The following is a 14,141-nucleotide window of genomic DNA, read 5'->3' as shown; positions in this document are numbered from 1 at the left end:
CCACTGGGAGTGAGCCGCGGCCGGTTCTAGCGTCGAGCCATGATGATCATCGCGCCGATTCTCGTCGGCCTCGTCTACGTCGTCCTGATGTCGCTGATCCACGAACCACACCGCCGCCGCTTCAACGCGATCATGGTGGCGGGGGCGGGCGCCGCCTATCTGAGTGGCGGCGGACTCGGGATCTGGGAGTTCGCGTTCGCCGCGGTCGTGACCTATGTGGCTTACCGAGGCCTCGAATCCTGGACGTTCATCGGTATCGCGTGGCTGCTGCACACCGGCTGGGACGTCGTCCATCACCTCAAGGGTGCCCCGATCATCCCGTTCCTGCACGATTCCTCGTTCGGCTGCGCGATCTGCGACCCGGTGATCGCGATCTGGTGTTTCGCCGGCGGACGATCGGTGACGGATTTCGTCCGCGCCCGTGTCGGTTCCCGCCGTCCGCGTTCGTCGGTGGGGTGAACCGACCGGACGAAGGGATAGCGAGATGACCGTAATCGTGGCGGGAAAGCTGTATGTCGACCCGGACGAGCGGGACCGATACGTGGCCGGGCACCAGGTGATCGTCGAGAAGGCGCGGGCGTACCCCGGATGTCTCGACGTGGTGATTTCGGCGGACACGCTCGAACCGGGCCGGGTGAACATCTTCGAGTACTGGGAGTCGGAGGAGGTGCTGAACGCCTGGCGCGCGATCTCGCCGAGGCCGACGTACTCCGCCGAGATCCGGGACGGGGAGGTCTTCAAGCACCGGGTTTCCCACTCCGGGCCGCCGTTCCACTGAGCCGGAAGCTTGGTCGCTGGGCCGTTTGATGCGAACATATGTTCTATGACGACCGAGGGTCCCATCCTGCACGCCGACCTGGACTCGTTCTACGCGTCGGTCGAGCAGCGTGACGACCCCAGGTTGCGCGGGCGGCCGGTCATCGTCGGCGGCGGTGTGGTGCTGGCGGCCAGTTACGAGGCCAAGGCGTTCGGCGTCCGCACGGCGATGGGCGGCGGCCAGGCGCGGCGGTTGTGCCCGGACGCGATCGTGGTCCCGCCCCGGATGCACGCGTATTCGGCGGCGAGCAAGGCGGTCTTCGAGGTCTTCGGCAACACGACGCCGCTCGTGGAAGGCATCTCGATCGACGAGGCCTTCCTCGACGTCGGCGGGCTGCTGAAGATCGCGGGCACGCCGAGCCGGATCGCGGCGAAGCTGCGCAGGGACGTGATGGAGCAGGTCGGCCTGCCGATCACCGTGGGCGTGGCCAGGACGAAGTTCCTCGCGAAGGTGGCCAGCGGTGTCGCGAAACCCGACGGCCTCCTCGTCGTGCCGCACGACAAGGAGCTGGAGTTCCTGCACCCGCTTCCGGTCGAGCGGCTGTGGGGTGTCGGCAAGGTGACGGCGCAGAAGCTCCGCGAGCGCGGCGTGACGACGGTCGGGCAGATGGAGGGGTTCGGGGAGAAGGAACTCGTCCGGATGCTCGGCCGCGGCGTCGGCGCCCACCTGCACGCCCTGTCCCACAACGACGACCCTCGCCGCGTGCAGACGGGCCGTCGCCGGCGGTCGATCGGGGCGCAGCACGCGCTCGGCAGCAGGCCGCGTTCGCCCGCCGAACTCGACGCGATGCTGCTGACCCTGGCCGATCGCCTCGCCCGACGGCTGCGGGCGGCGCATCGGGTGTGCCGCACCGTCGTGCTGCGGATGCGGTTCGCCGATTTCACCAAGGCGACGCGTTCGCACACCCTCATGGAGGCGACCGAACAGACCGGCGCGATCGTCGCGGCGGCCCGTGACCTGCTCGCGGCGGCGAGACCGCTGATCGACGAACGCGGGCTCACGCTGATCGGGCTCGCGCTCACGAACCTGTCGAAGGACGACGCGATCCAGCTGGCCTTGCCGTTCGGGGCGAAGCCGAGGGACGCGCTCGATTCGACGCTCGACACCGTCCGGGACCGGTTCGGGTCGAAGTCCATCACGCGCGCGGTGCATCTCGGGCAGGCCGAGCAGCCGTGGGTACCGCTGCTGCCGGACTGAACCCGTCGCTAGGGTGTCCCGGTGGCGGAAGTCGAGATCTACACCGATGGCGCGTGCAGCGGGAATCCCGGTCCCGGCGGCTGGGGCGCCGTGCTGCGGTACGGCACCGTCGAGAAGGAGATCTACGGCGGGGATCCCGGGCCGACCACGAACAACCGGATGGAACTGACCGCGCCCATCGAGGCACTGGAAAGCCTGAAGCGCCGCGTGACGGTGGACATCTACACAGACAGCACCTACGTCCGGAACGGCATCACCAGCTGGGTGCGGAACTGGAAGAACAACGGCTGGATGACCTCGGCCAAGACGCCGGTCAAGAACGCCGATCTGTGGCGCCGCCTCGACGAGGCCGCCTCACAGCACGACGTCGAATGGCATTGGGTCAAGGGCCACGCCGGGCATCCGGAGAACGAGCGGGCGGACCGGCTCGCCGTCAAAGGCGTGGAAGAGGTCGTCGGACGACCGGTGATCCAGCCCGGCGAGCGGCCCGCCCGGACTCGTTAGCAGCTGACGTTCACCTTCGCGCTCTTGGCGAAGGAGACGTGGACGTGGTCCATGTGGTTGGCGGTCGCGCCGCCGCGGTCCTCCATGGTGTCCCAGCCGCTGCCGTCGTTGTAGCGCTGACGCCAGATGACGTAGGTGACACCGAAGTCCTTCTGGTTGGCCAGGAGGTACTCGGCGATGGCGTTGCCGGTGGCGGTGTCCACCATGAAGTCCAGCGCGAGGCCGGAGGGGTGGTCGCTGGCGTTCGCCCGGCCGGCGACACCGCCGACGTTCTTGACGCCGAACTTCGCCTTGACGTGGTTACCGACCTGGGCCACGTGCGGTTTGGTGCCGGCGAGGTCGGTGGAACACGCGGTCGCGGCGGGCACGGTCTTCTTGACCGGGGCGGGGGCCTTGGTCGACGTCGTCGGCTTCGGGGGAGCCGAGGAGGTCGACGGGGGCGGTGTGGTCGTGCTGGAGGGCGGGGTGCTGCTGGTCGACGGCGGGGGCGTCACGCTGGAGGCCGGGGGAGCCTTCACCGCGAGCGCGGCACTGGCCGCTTCGACGTCGGGGGTACCCGCGGTGGTCAGCCACATCGACGCCGGGAGCGCCGTGGCGACCGCTGCCGCGATACCCGCGGGGAGCTTCCACTGCGGAGCCTTGTTCTTGCGATGTCTGCCGGCCATTTCTCTGATCACTCACCACTTCGGGGACGGGAACTCGCGTCGGGGGCCGCGAGCTCCGGGCAACATTACGAAAAGGACACGGCAATGTCACGCCCGAGTGTGTTCGCCCACAGTTACCTTGATCGGTGAACCAAAAGGGGCTCACGTCCGTACAGACACAAGAAGTGCTTTTATGTGAGCACTGTGAGTGATGAATTCACTCCGCTTTGCAGGATTGGAAGTACATCTTGTCGTCCGGTGAGGACACGTTCACGCCCGGGGTGAGCGGAATGCGTCCGGTGTCCGCCGAGGCCGCGATCGTCGTGCAGACCAGCTGGTTGATGGCCTGATTGGACAGTTTCCGGACGGAGAACGGCAGCACGATCGCCGTCGGGTCGCCCGGATACACCTCGACCCGGCCGATCTCCGGCGGGACGAACGTGGTGAGTCCTTGCGCGGCTTCCCGCTCCGTCGGCCCCTTCAACAGCATCGTGATCGCGCCTTCGGGGGAGATGAAGCCTTCGGTGGGCCGGGTCACCGGGATGACCCGGCCGTCGGAGACGAAGTACAGCGTCAGACCGGCGCGAACGTAGGTCCCCGTGGTCGCGCGGATCGACGGGCCGGGCCCGGCCGGGACGACACCGGTCGGCTGGACGCCGCAGGCCGCCACCAGCGTCGCGGCCGCGAGCGCGAGCAGTACCCGGGTCCTTCTCATCGTGTCCTTCCTTCGGTCCGGTGCGGCAGGCGCAGGACGAACCGCGCGCCGTGCCCGGTGTCGACGGCGGTGATGTCGCCGCCGTGCAGGCGGGCGTTCTCCAGCGCGATCGCCAAGCCGAGCCCGCTGCCCTCGGAGCGGGCACGGGCGGTGTCGGCCTTGGTGAACCGGTCGAACACATGCGGCAGGACCTCGGGATCGATACCGGGCCCGTGATCCTCGACCTCCAGGGTGACGCCGTCGCCGCCGGCGCGCAGGCGGATTTCGACCGGCGCCGCGCCGTGCCGGAACGCGTTGCCGACGAGATTGGCCACGATCAGGTCGAGCCGTCGCCGGTCGACCCGGGCGAGGACGCCTTCCGGCAGGTCGGTGACCAGATCTTCGCCCTCCCGCCAGCCGCGGGCGTCGAGGCTGTCCCGGATCGCCGTCGCGAGATCCCATTCGTCCAGCATGAGTTCGGCGCGGCCCGCGTCGAACCGGGAGATCTCGACCAGGTCCTGGACCAGCCGGGTCAGCCTCCGGGTCTCGCCCGAGACCAGCCGCGCCGCGACCGCGGTGTCCGGCGGCAGGGTGTCCGCGTCCTCGTCGAGGACGTCGGTGACCGCGTTCATCGCCGCGAGCGGCGTGCGGAGCTCGTGCGAGACGTCGGCGACGAACCGGCGGGCGTCGGCCTCCATGGCTCTCACCTCGCCGACCGTGCGTTCCAGTTCGGCGGCGGTGTTGTTGAAGGTCGTGACCAGTTCGGCCAGCTCGTCGGACCCCTTGGCGGGCAGCCGGACGTCGAGCCTGCCCGCACCGAGCTGAGCGGCGGCGGTGTTGAGCGCGCGTACCGGTCTCAGCACCTGTCTCGCCGCGAGCAGGGCGAGCGCCGCGGCCAGCGGAAGGACGAGGGCGGCCATCTGCCAGGCCGATTTCGCGAGCTCGTCGATGGCCTGTTGCTGCTGGACGAGCGAGGTGAGCGAATACACCTCGATGCCGCTGGCCCTTGGCGTCCCGTCGGGCTGCCGCGTCAGCACCGGCAGGCCGACCTGGAGTTCGGGGCCGGTGTCGCGGTCCAGCCGCTGGAACTGGATCCGGATGTCGCCCGCGACCGTCCGCCGCAGTTCGGTCGAGAACCGCGTCAGGTCGGGGCCGTTGACCGACCGCAGGCTGCCGTGGACCGCGACGGCGTTCAACCGCAGGCTGCCCGCGAAGTCGTTGAGCTGGTCCTGGGTCGGTGGCGTGGAGAGCGGGCGGTCGTAGGCGCCGACCCGGTCCTTCAGCTGGTCCATCGCCGCGTCCTGGACGGACTTGAGGATCGCGTTCCTCGCCGAGACGTAACTGGCCCCCGCCGCGGCCGCCGCCCCGATGATCGTCATCGCCGCGAAGGCCAGGATGAGCCGGGGCCGCAGCCCGGAGAGCAGCCTCATGAACGGCCGAACCGGTACCCGAAGCCGCGGACGGTCTGGACGTGTTCGGGTTTCGCGGGGACGTCTTCGATCTTCGCGCGCAGCCGCTGGACACAGGCGTCGACCAGCCGGGAGTCGCCGAGGTAGTCGTGATCCCAGACGGCGGAGAGGATCTGCTGGCGGCTGTAGACCTGTCCGGGCGTGCGCGACAGCTCCAGCAGCAGTTTCAGCTCGGTCGGGGTGAGCGAGACCGGCTCGCCGTTCTTCGTGACCACCAGGCCCGCCCGGTCGATGACCAGGCCGCCGTGCCGCTCGCCGGCGGCGTCGTCGTTCGCGGGTTTCTCGCTCACCGCGCGGCGCAGCACCGCCCGGATCCGGGCGTCGAGCACGCGGGGTTCGATCGGCTTGGTCACGTAGTCGTCGGCGCCGGCCTCCAGCCCGGCCACGATGTCGAAATCGTCGCTGCGGGCGGTGAGCATGATGATCGGCACCTCGCCCGCCGAGCGGATGCGGCGGCAGGTCTCGAAGCCGTCGATGCCGGGGAGCATCAGGTCCAGCACGACGATGTCGGGGTGGAACACCCGCAGTTTCTCCAGCCCGAGCTCACCGCTCTCGGCGGTGTGGACGGTGTGCGCCTGCCGGCGCAGCGCGAGTTCCAGCCCCTCCCGCACGGACGCGTCGTCTTCGATCAAAAGGACACTTGCCACGCCGCCATTATTCGGATGTCGCCGCGCGTGTGCGACTCGGCTCGATCTTGTAGCAGAACCATGACATCGTCCGGACCTCCCGGCTAAACGCCGTGGGGACAGTGAGACGCATGGCCCTACTCATCCACGAAGCGAAGCCGACCCCCGCCCGCCGTCCGCTGCCGGGACGGCACGCCGAGACCAGGCGGACCCTCTCCAGGGCCGTGTTCCAGCTCGCCACCGGACTGGGGCTGGCCGTCGCGTTCCTCGTGACCTACGTGCTGTTCGTGCACACATCGGCCGGGCAGCTCGCCGAGAACGGCGTCGTCCGCAGCGCGCAGTCCGGCCAGTGGTCCACAATGGACTGGGCGGGACCGCTGCGTGATCAGGACATGGTGCTCGTGATCGGCGCCGCCGGCATCGGGCTCGTCGTCCTGGCGCTGCTCCGGCGCAAACCCGGCCTCCTGGTCCCCGCGCTGACCGTCCTCGTGCTCCCGCTCGTCGCCGCGCAGTTGCTCAAGCTCTACGTTCTCGTCCGCCCCGAACTGCCCGACGGCGGCCGCGGGCCGGGGCACAACAGTTTCCCCAGCGGACACGTCAGCGCCGCCATGGCCATCCTGATGGCACTCGCTTTCGTTCTGCCGCAACGATTCCGCCCGGCGATCATCGGGATCGGCGGCGTCGCCGTCGCCTGGGTCGCGTCGTCGACCATCGCGCTGGGCTGGCACCGGCTCAGCGACACGGCGGGTGCCTGTCTGCTCGGGGCGTCGTTCGCCTGCCTGCTCGCCGCCTGGCTGACCACGCGGCGCCGGGATCTGCGCCGGACCCCCGCTTCCCTGGTCGCGCTGGCCTCGGTGCTGCCCACCGGGATCGTCCTGATCGGCTTCGCGGTGCTGAGCACGGCGACCGCCGGGGCCGCCCAGTTCGTCGCCGCGCTGGTGCTGGCCGCGTGCGCGGCGGTGGGTGTCGTGCTGGTCGCGCTGTGGCCGTTGCGCGGCTCCGCGTTCGAGCGGCGGACCGGCGTGGAGACCCGCGTGGTCGACGATCTGCTCGAGACCCGCCTCGTGACCCGTCGCTGACGCGTGATTGGAGGCGTAACTCACGTGATTGAGGGCGTAACTCGCGTGCTTGGACACGCGAGTTACGTCAATCCCGGCGCGAGTCTCCGGCCCGGCTCAGTGGCGACGTCGGCGCCCGGGGCGCGGGCGGGACCGCGGAGGGCGCCACGACCACGCGGTTCCGCCCGTTCCGTTTCGCTTGGTACATGGCCGCGTCCGCGGCGCGGAAGAGCTCGCCGTAGTCCGTCGAGTGTTCGGGCGAGAGGCCGACGCCGATCGACACGGTGCAGCCGTGGATCGGCCCCACCGCACGGGGTTCGTTGGTGGCGTGCCCGCTGGCGAGTTCGGTCAGGCCGGTGATGGCGGTCTTCGCGACGGCCGCCCGGATCCGCTCGGCGATCCGCATCGCCTCTTCGCGGGTGGTGTCCGGCAGCAGTACCGAGAACTCCTCGCCGCCCCAGCGCCCGACGATGTCGGTGGAGCGGGTGTTCTGCCGCAGCACGGCACTGACGCAGCCGAGCACGATGTCGCCGCCGGAATGCCCGTACTTGTCGTTCCACTGCTTGAAGTGGTCGAGATCCAGCATCAGGAACGCCGTCGGCCGCCGTCCGGTCTGGTCTTCGAGCAGCCGCAGCGCCGCGGGGGCGTGGAAGGAGTCCTCGGTCAGCAGTCCGGTCTTCCGGTCACGCTGGCTGCGCGCGATCGTGTCCGCCAGCGCCTGCGAGAGCCGGGTCGACCGCAGCGCGACACCGATCATCACGAGCGGCACCAGCGCGATGTTGACCGCGCCGAGGATCGTGGTGCACGCGGCGAGTTGCAGCGCGTAGACGAAGTCCGCGTTGTCGGCCCAGCTGCCGATCAGCTTCTGCCGCCGCCAGCCGCCCCACGCCAGGCCGCGCGCGATGCTGATCAGGAGCGTCTGCGAGGCGAAGTACCAGAGCGCGGCGCCCACCAGCGCGACGGCGGCGAGCGCGATGTCACCCGGTCGCTGGGGGAGCGTGCCCGATTCGAGCCAGGTGTGCAGTGCCGTCAGTTCGGTGATCGTGTGCACGCCGAGGATGGAGGCGGCGTGCGCGGCGGTGGTGAAGAGGAACGTCGTCATCGCCTTGTGCGCGATGGAGTAGCGCTGCACGCGCACCATCAGCAGCAGCGCGAGCGACAACGAGGGCGGCAGCAGGACGGCCGCGCCGCCCAGCCAGACGGCGGTCTGGTCGATGTGCTCGCCGCGCCGGTCGTCGGCCCGGCGCTGTTCCTCCGGATGCTGCGTCTGGACGACGTACCAGATCGCGCAGCAGGCGATCACGCCGAAACGGAAGAGATCGGTGTTCGTGGCGGAGGCTTTGAGACCGCTGTACAGCGCCCAGGCCCCGACGGCGATCTCGGTGCCGAGCATCCAGAAGACCGCCGCGGGCGGCAGCCGCCACAGTTCCCATCCCGCCGGATGCCGCAGGGTGTTCCAGGCACGACCACGCAGCCGCCAGACGCGGGCGGCGGCGAGGCCGACGGTGTCGGCGAAACCCCGGAGCGAACCGCGCTGCGGTCCCGAGGTCGCGTCAGGGTCGTGCTTGCCGAACTCGCTGACGAGGGTCACCTCCCACCGCTACGCACCGCACCCGCTTCGATCTTGCTGGGTCACCACAAGGGGGTGACAGGGGGACCGCGTTGACGATCCCGTGAGACAGGCCGATACCCACGTTCGCCGGACGCCGTTCGGCCACAAGCTGGCATCGTGGCTCGTATGCCTGACGCCGCATACGACGACGCCGCGGTTCCGGTGCTGTTCGGCCCGGAATTCGACAGGAATCCCGCACCCGCCTACGAATGGCTCCGGGCGAACGCCCCCGCGTTCCGGCTCCCGCTTCCCGGCGACACCTGGACCTGGCTGCTGACCCGGCACGCGGACGTCGTTTCCGCGATGGCCGACCCGCGGTTGTCCAAATGCCCGTCCGTCGCGGCGGACCACTGGCGCAAGGCCAACCTCGGGCTGCCCGCCGACCACCGGCCGACGCTCATCGGGCATATGAACAACTTCGAGGGCGACGAACACGCACGGCTGCGCAAGGCCTGCGCCGGCGCCTTCGGCCCGCGGCGGCTGCAGCACATGCGCGACCGCACGCATCGGCTGGCGAACGAACTGCTCGACCCGATCCTGGACAGGGGAGAGGGCGACCTCGTCGAGGATTTCGCGTACCCACTGGGAATCCGGTCGATCTGCGAGCTGATCGGCATCCCGGACAGCCTGCTGGACGAGGTCCGCCCGCCCGCGCTGGTGGTCGCCGCCGGCGACGTCACGGACATGGCGTCCATGCTCAAGGCGACCGACGACCTGGACGCGCTGCTCGCCGACGTCGTCGCCCGCAAACGCGCCGAACCGGGAGCGGACCTGATCAGCGATCTCCTCGCGCAGGAGGCCGCCGGGAAACTGACCGCCGACGAGGTCGCCGCGACGGCGTTCCTCACCCTGATCGCCGGGCACGAGACGACGATCAGCCTCATCGCGTCCACCGCGCTGACCCTCATCACGCATCCGGAGGAGGCGGCCCGCGCCCGCGCCGACGGCGCACACCTGACGCTCGTCATCGAGGAGGTCCTGCGCCGCGACACCCCGCTGCAGAACACGAGCTGGCGTTTCGTCACCGAACCGATGGAGCTCGCCGGGCAGCGGATGGAGGCGGGCGACCCGATCCTGTTGTCGTTGCTGGCGGCCAATCGCGATCCGGAGGTGCACCCCGAACCGCTCGCCTTCCGCCCGGGCGAGCGGCCGGTGCGGCACGTGGCCTTCGGCGTCGGCCCGCATATCTGCATCGGCGCCGCGCTCGCGCGGATGCAGGCGTCCGCGGCGCTGGAGACGTTGTTCGGCCGCGCGCCGTCGATGACGCTGACCGTGCCCGAGGACCGGCTCGTGTGGTGGCCGAGCGCTATCACCCGGGGCCTGCACAACCTGCCGGTGCGGCTGTAGGGACGGGCTGAAAGCGTCCTTCACCGCATGTGACGCGGTGAAAGCGTCCTTCGCCGCGTCGCATGCGGGGAAAGTCCCCTTCAGCCGCCTCTAGACAGCGCCTTCGAGACGGCCCCGCAGCACGCTCGCCTTCCGGTCGTCGAGATCCATGACGAGCTGGAGCGCGTCGCGCCAGACCGCCATGGCCTCGTCGGTGTGCCCCCTCGCGGCCAGCGCGCAGCCGCGTTCGTCGAGGGCGTCGGCCTGTCCCCAGACGTCGCCGCAGTTCCGGTAGGCGGTCAGCGCCTGCTCGCAGTACCCGAGCGCCTGCTCGAGATCGCCGAACCGGCGGCAGGTCCTGGCGAGCGGCACCAAGGCGAAGCCCATGCCGTGCTGGTCGGCGTCCTTCGCGTAGGCGTCGAAGGCGCGCAGGCCGTGGTCGAGGGCCAGGTCCCGTTCGCCGAGGTCGCGGTACGCGCGGCCGAGGTGGACCCGCGCGGTCGCTTCGCCGAGCCGGTAGCCGATCCGGGCGTTCACCTCCACGCTCTGCCCGGCGAGCCGCACGGCTTCGGCGTAGTCCTCCCGCTCGTGCGCGATGTTGCCGAGGCCGACCAGTGCCCAGCCGAGGCTCGGGTTCTCGCCGATCTCTTCCGCGAGTTCGACGGCCCGGCCGAACAGGTCGCGTGCGCGGTCGAGGTCGCCGCGCCGCCGGTGCGCCTCGGCCAGGTTGATCGCCGACCACGCCAGCCCGCCGAGGTCGCCGCCCGCCTCGGCGGACTCGATCGCCACCTCGTGGCTGGAGATCCACGTCTGCCACGGCCTGCCGAGCAGGTGGTAGTCGAACAGCTCCACCGGCAATCGCCAGCCGATCTCGTACAGCCCGTGGTCCAGCGCCAGCCGGGCGACACCGGTGATGCTCGGCATCTCCGAAGCGCACCAGATGTAGGCCTCGTCGAAGGTGGCGAACCGGAGCGGCTCGACGCCGTCGGGCGCGGGCCCCAGATCGATGTGGTGATCGCGGGCCGGGGTCAGCGTCCAGCTCGCCGCGTTGGCGGCGTAGAGGTACCAGTGGGTCAGCCGGGAGACCGCCGCCTTCCGCTCGTCCCGCCATTGTGCGGCGGCGGCCTCTTCGGCGGCGTAGACGCGCAGCAGATCGTGGAACCGGTAGTACCGCGCGCCGATCTGCTGGACGAGATGCGCGTGCACGAGCTTGTCGAGCAGCCGTCGGGCGTCGTGCTCCGGCAGACCGGCCAGCGCGGCCGCCGCGCCCGCGGTGAACCGCGGCCCGGGATGGAGACCGAGCAGCCGGAACAGCCGGGCGGTGTCGACCTCCAGCGCGCGGTACGACCAGCTGAACGCGGCCCGGACCCCGACGGCGTCGTCGTCGACCGCGAGCAGTTCCAGCCTTTGCCCTTCGGCGACGAGTTCACGGGCGAGGTCGCCGACGCTCTGATGGGGATGCGTGGCGACCCGTTCGGCGGCGATGCTCACCGCGAGCGGCAGCGCCGCGCACAGCCGGACGAGCCTGCCGACGCCTTCGGGATCGCCCGCCGCGCGTTCGTCGCCGATGAGGTCGGCCATGAGCCGCGCCGCTTCGAGATCTTGCAGTGGCTCCAAGGAAACCTGGACCGCGCCGGTGCCGACGACGAGTCCGGACAACCGTCGCCTACTGGTGATCAGCACGGTGGTGTCCGGGGTGCCGGGCAGCACCGGCCGCACCTGGTGCGAGTCGAGGGCGTTGTCCAGCACGACGAGCGTGCGCTGGCCGCGCAACAGGCCCCGCAGGAGCGCGAGCCGCATGTGTTCCTCGGCGGGGACGCGATCGGGACGGACACCGACGCAACGCAGAAGATCGTCGAGGATGTCGGCGGGTTGCGCGGGAGAACCCGCCGCATAGCCGCGAAGATCCGACCAGAGGACGCAGTCGAATTCCTCTTGCCGCCGGTTCGCCCAATTCAGCACGAGCGCGGTCTTACCGACCCCGGGCGGCCCGGCCACGAAGACCACTTTGGCCGCTTCGGTGAACACTTTCTCGTCCAGCAGCGCCAAATGTTCCGCGCGGCCGACGAAATGATCCGGCGGTGGGGGAAGGTGCACATAGGGTTCCGCGCGGGCGGCTTCGGCGAGCACGATCAGGGCCCCGCCCGCACCCAGCGCGCGATCGCAGGCTTCGGCGAATTCCGCGCTCGGTGGAGTGAGCCCGCGTTCGACCCGGCTGATGAGGCTTTTGTCGACATAGGCGAGTTTCTGGAGGTCCCGCAAGGCCAGCCCGCGTGCCTGCCGCCGTTGCCGCAACGCGCGCCCGAAAGTCAGCGCGGCCGTCGAAACCGGGCGTGCCTTCCCGGTCTCCCCGGATCTGGCCGAGCCGGAATTCTCGGTCACCAGAAGCACCTTTCTCCCCGCTGCGCGGCAGATGGTGCCACAACCTTCCCATTACGTGGGTCACAACACGGCCACCGGGTATGCGCGGGTGCGAAGACTGCCCCCAAACTGGGCGAGAACGCGCCCGTTCCCCACCGGTGCGCCAGTCGAAAGGGAGGTGGATCATGCGCGACCGCGAAATGTGAGCAGGCCCTGTTCCGCCTTGCGAACTACCGGGCGAGTACTGATCTCCTCGGAAACCGGCCGTGGCCGCCTTTCCCGGCGGCCACGACCGGGACCCCTTCGGAACATGTAGGACCGCTTAACGTCGGTGTAGATCTTTTCACTTGTCCTGACGAGTCGCCCGAGGCAGCTTGGAGAGGTATCGAGCGGCCCGGCGAAAGGAACGAAGTGAGCATCGGCGCGCCGGGAACCCTGATCCGGATGGGCGTTCTCGCCCTGTTGTGGGGATCGGGCTTCCTGTGGATCAAGCTCGCCCTGACCGGGTTGCCGCCCGTTCAGGTGACCGTCATCCGCTGCGCGCTCGGCGCGGCCGTCCTCCTCGTGCTGAGCCGCTGGGCCGGGCAGCGTCTCCCGCGCGGCCGCCGGATCTGGGGCAGGCTCCTCGTCGCCGCCTTCTTCTGCAACGCCTTGCCGTTCGCGTTGTTCAGCATCGGCGAACTGACCGTCGACTCCGGTGTCGCCGGGGTGATGAACGCGACGACCCCGCTGTGGTCACTGCTGATCGGCATCGGGATCGGCACCGAACGCCGGATCACCGTGATCCGCACCGGCGGCCTGGTCCTCGGTTTCGCCGGCATCCTGCTGATCTTCGCGCCCTGGCAGAAGAGCGGCCTGCTGGGCTGGGGAACGCTGGCCCTGCTCGGCGCCGGTATCAGCTACGCGATCGCTTTCGCTTACATGGGACGGAAACTCGTCGGCGAAGGCGGCCCGATCGCGATCTCCGCCGCGCAACTGCTGACCGCCACCGGCTTGAGCGCGCTCGCGCTGCCGTTCGACGCCGCCCCGTCCGGACCGCTGAACGTGACCGCGGTGGTCGCCGTCGTCGTCCTCGGGATCTTCGGCACCGGCGTCACCTTCTACCTCAACTACCGGCTCATCGCCGACGAAGGCGCGACCTCCGCGGCGACCGTCGGCTACCTGCTGCCGGTCGTCTCGGTCGCGCTGGGCGCGCTCGTGCTCGGCGAGGAACTCGGCCCGCGGGTGCTCGCCGGGATGGCCGTGGTGCTGCTCGGAGTCGCCCTGACCCGCTACATGAGGTCTTCGGCGAGCAAGTCCATCAGCAGTCCGTCGTGCCAGCCTTCGCCGTCGGTGTCGCGTTCGTAGCCGCGCATCACCCCGACCTCGCGGAAGCCGACGGCCTTGTAGCAGCGGATGGCGGCGTCGTTGTCCACGGCGGGATCGATCACGAGCCGATGGTGCCCGCGATCGTGCAGGAGATACCGCGCCATCGTGCGGACGGTGTCCGTGCCCAGCCCTCGGCCGTGGGCGGCCGGATCGAGGAAGAGGTCGACCGACGCGTGCCGGTACATCGGGTCCTCCTCCTCGCCGTACTGGACGAAGCCCCGGACGACACCCTCTTCCAGGACCGTGAAACAGGTCGTCGTGGGGTCGTCGAACGGCCAGGTGGGGGAGTCGTCGACCGAACCCCAGCGCGCCCCGACCTCGGCGGTGCCGCGGATCCGCCGCAAGTCCGGGACATGGGCCTCGGTGACCGGGGTCAGGGTCACGAACTCCCCGCGCAACTCGGTGGTCAGTTCCCGCTCCGTCCGCTCGTCCGAATGGCGCCAGTCTAGGGAGAAACCGGCTGGG

At 70.0% G+C, this 14,141-nt stretch carries 14 protein-coding genes; 7 read left to right on the top strand and 7 right to left on the bottom strand.

Going from position 1 to position 14,141, the window contains the following annotated elements:
* Nucleotides 1–39 precede the first annotated feature (39 nt).
* Genes DMH01_RS07860 through rnhA form a run of 4 tightly spaced genes read left to right on the top strand, consistent with a single transcriptional unit; the run spans nt 40 to nt 2,518 of the window.
* Nucleotides 40–459, top strand: a complete 420-nt coding sequence (locus tag DMH01_RS07860; protein WP_034319495.1) for a DUF6010 family protein — start codon at nt 40–42, stop codon at nt 457–459.
* A gap of 25 nt (nt 460–484) precedes the next feature.
* Nucleotides 485–778 (top strand): putative quinol monooxygenase, encoded by a 294-nt coding sequence (locus DMH01_RS07855; protein WP_125674686.1) that lies wholly within the window; start codon nt 485–487, stop codon nt 776–778.
* Between the two features lie 45 nt (nt 779–823).
* Nucleotides 824–2,014, top strand: coding sequence for a DNA polymerase IV (dinB, locus tag DMH01_RS07850; RefSeq protein ID WP_125674684.1), 1,191 nt, complete (start codon nt 824–826; stop codon nt 2,012–2,014).
* Nucleotides 2,015–2,035: 21 nt separating this feature from the next.
* The gene (gene rnhA, locus DMH01_RS07845; protein ID WP_125674682.1) at nt 2,036–2,518 is read left to right on the top strand and encodes a ribonuclease HI; all 483 of its coding nucleotides are present in this window, start codon (nt 2,036–2,038) and stop codon (nt 2,516–2,518) included.
* Here rnhA and DMH01_RS07840 read toward each other — a convergent pair.
* From DMH01_RS07840 to DMH01_RS07825, 4 genes are all read right to left on the bottom strand, one after another.
* On the bottom strand, nt 2,515–3,183 hold the full coding sequence (locus DMH01_RS07840) for a hypothetical protein (RefSeq protein ID WP_125674680.1): 669 nt from the start codon (nt 3,181–3,183) through the stop codon (nt 2,515–2,517). The genes rnhA and DMH01_RS07840 overlap by 4 nt on opposite strands.
* A gap of 196 nt (nt 3,184–3,379) precedes the next feature.
* The gene (locus DMH01_RS07835) at nt 3,380–3,877 is read right to left on the bottom strand and encodes a hypothetical protein (RefSeq protein ID WP_125674678.1); all 498 of its coding nucleotides are present in this window, start codon (nt 3,875–3,877) and stop codon (nt 3,380–3,382) included.
* Nucleotides 3,874–5,286 (bottom strand): HAMP domain-containing sensor histidine kinase, encoded by a 1,413-nt coding sequence (locus DMH01_RS07830; RefSeq protein ID WP_125674676.1) that lies wholly within the window; start codon nt 5,284–5,286, stop codon nt 3,874–3,876. Before DMH01_RS07830 ends, DMH01_RS07835 begins: the two co-directional genes overlap by 4 nt.
* Nucleotides 5,283–5,972 (bottom strand): response regulator transcription factor, encoded by a 690-nt coding sequence (locus DMH01_RS07825; RefSeq protein WP_125674674.1) that lies wholly within the window; start codon nt 5,970–5,972, stop codon nt 5,283–5,285. The genes DMH01_RS07830 and DMH01_RS07825 overlap by 4 nt, the downstream gene beginning before the upstream one ends.
* 110 nt (nt 5,973–6,082) lie before the next feature.
* Here DMH01_RS07825 and DMH01_RS07820 point away from each other — a divergent pair, with 110 nt between their 5' ends.
* Complete coding sequence (locus DMH01_RS07820) at nt 6,083–7,030, top strand: phosphatase PAP2 family protein (protein ID WP_125674672.1); 948 nt, start codon at nt 6,083–6,085, stop codon at nt 7,028–7,030.
* Between the two features lie 67 nt (nt 7,031–7,097).
* Here the strand turns inward: DMH01_RS07820 and DMH01_RS07815 are convergent, their stop codons facing one another.
* Nucleotides 7,098–8,600, bottom strand: coding sequence for a GGDEF domain-containing protein (locus DMH01_RS07815; protein WP_125674670.1), 1,503 nt, complete (start codon nt 8,598–8,600; stop codon nt 7,098–7,100).
* A gap of 147 nt (nt 8,601–8,747) precedes the next feature.
* Here DMH01_RS07815 and DMH01_RS07810 point away from each other — a divergent pair, with 147 nt between their 5' ends.
* A complete protein-coding gene (locus tag DMH01_RS07810; RefSeq protein WP_125674668.1) occupies nt 8,748–9,968 on the top strand; it encodes a cytochrome P450 in 1,221 nt (406 codons plus the stop codon).
* A 90-nt stretch (nt 9,969–10,058) separates the two neighbouring features.
* Here the strand turns inward: DMH01_RS07810 and DMH01_RS07805 are convergent, their stop codons facing one another.
* Entirely contained in the window at nt 10,059–12,329 is a 2,271-nt protein-coding gene (locus tag DMH01_RS07805) for a helix-turn-helix domain-containing protein (protein WP_233621443.1), read from the bottom strand.
* A gap of 390 nt (nt 12,330–12,719) precedes the next feature.
* Between DMH01_RS07805 and DMH01_RS07795 the strand changes: the two genes are divergently transcribed.
* Nucleotides 12,720–13,655: a DMT family transporter gene (locus DMH01_RS07795; protein ID WP_125674664.1), complete on the top strand. Its 936-nt coding sequence runs from the start codon at nt 12,720–12,722 to the stop codon at nt 13,653–13,655.
* Here DMH01_RS07795 and DMH01_RS07790 read toward each other — a convergent pair.
* Nucleotides 13,580–14,086, bottom strand: a complete 507-nt coding sequence (locus tag DMH01_RS07790) for a GNAT family N-acetyltransferase (protein WP_370323367.1) — start codon at nt 14,084–14,086, stop codon at nt 13,580–13,582. The two genes, DMH01_RS07795 and DMH01_RS07790, sit on opposite strands and share 76 nt — an antisense overlap.
* Nucleotides 14,087–14,141 lie beyond the last annotated feature (55 nt).

Source organism: Amycolatopsis sp. WAC 04182, from assembly GCF_003947465.1.
In the GTDB taxonomy this organism is placed as follows: domain Bacteria; phylum Actinomycetota; class Actinomycetes; order Mycobacteriales; family Pseudonocardiaceae; genus Amycolatopsis.
The sequence above is the reverse complement of the archived record's forward strand: the minus strand, read 5'-3'. Positions and strand labels throughout refer to the sequence as shown.

Bases quoted from the DNA above. Each gene is read 5' to 3' on its own strand.
- DMH01_RS07810 (WP_125674668.1), top strand. From the start codon at position 8,748: ATGCCTGACGCCGCATACGACGACGCCGCGGTTCCGGTGCTGTTCGGC.
- DMH01_RS07855 (WP_125674686.1), top strand. From the start codon at position 485: ATGACCGTAATCGTGGCGGGAAAGCTGTATGTCGACCCGGACGAGCGG.
- DMH01_RS07860 (WP_034319495.1), top strand. From the start codon at position 40: ATGATGATCATCGCGCCGATTCTCGTCGGCCTCGTCTACGTCGTCCTG.
- dinB (WP_125674684.1), top strand. From the start codon at position 824: ATGACGACCGAGGGTCCCATCCTGCACGCCGACCTGGACTCGTTCTAC.
- DMH01_RS07830 (WP_125674676.1), bottom strand. From the start codon at position 5,286: ATGAGGCTGCTCTCCGGGCTGCGGCCCCGGCTCATCCTGGCCTTCGCG.
- DMH01_RS07820 (WP_125674672.1), top strand. From the start codon at position 6,083: ATGGCCCTACTCATCCACGAAGCGAAGCCGACCCCCGCCCGCCGTCCG.
- DMH01_RS07840 (WP_125674680.1), bottom strand. From the start codon at position 3,183: ATGGCCGGCAGACATCGCAAGAACAAGGCTCCGCAGTGGAAGCTCCCC.
- DMH01_RS07835 (WP_125674678.1), bottom strand. From the start codon at position 3,877: ATGAGAAGGACCCGGGTACTGCTCGCGCTCGCGGCCGCGACGCTGGTG.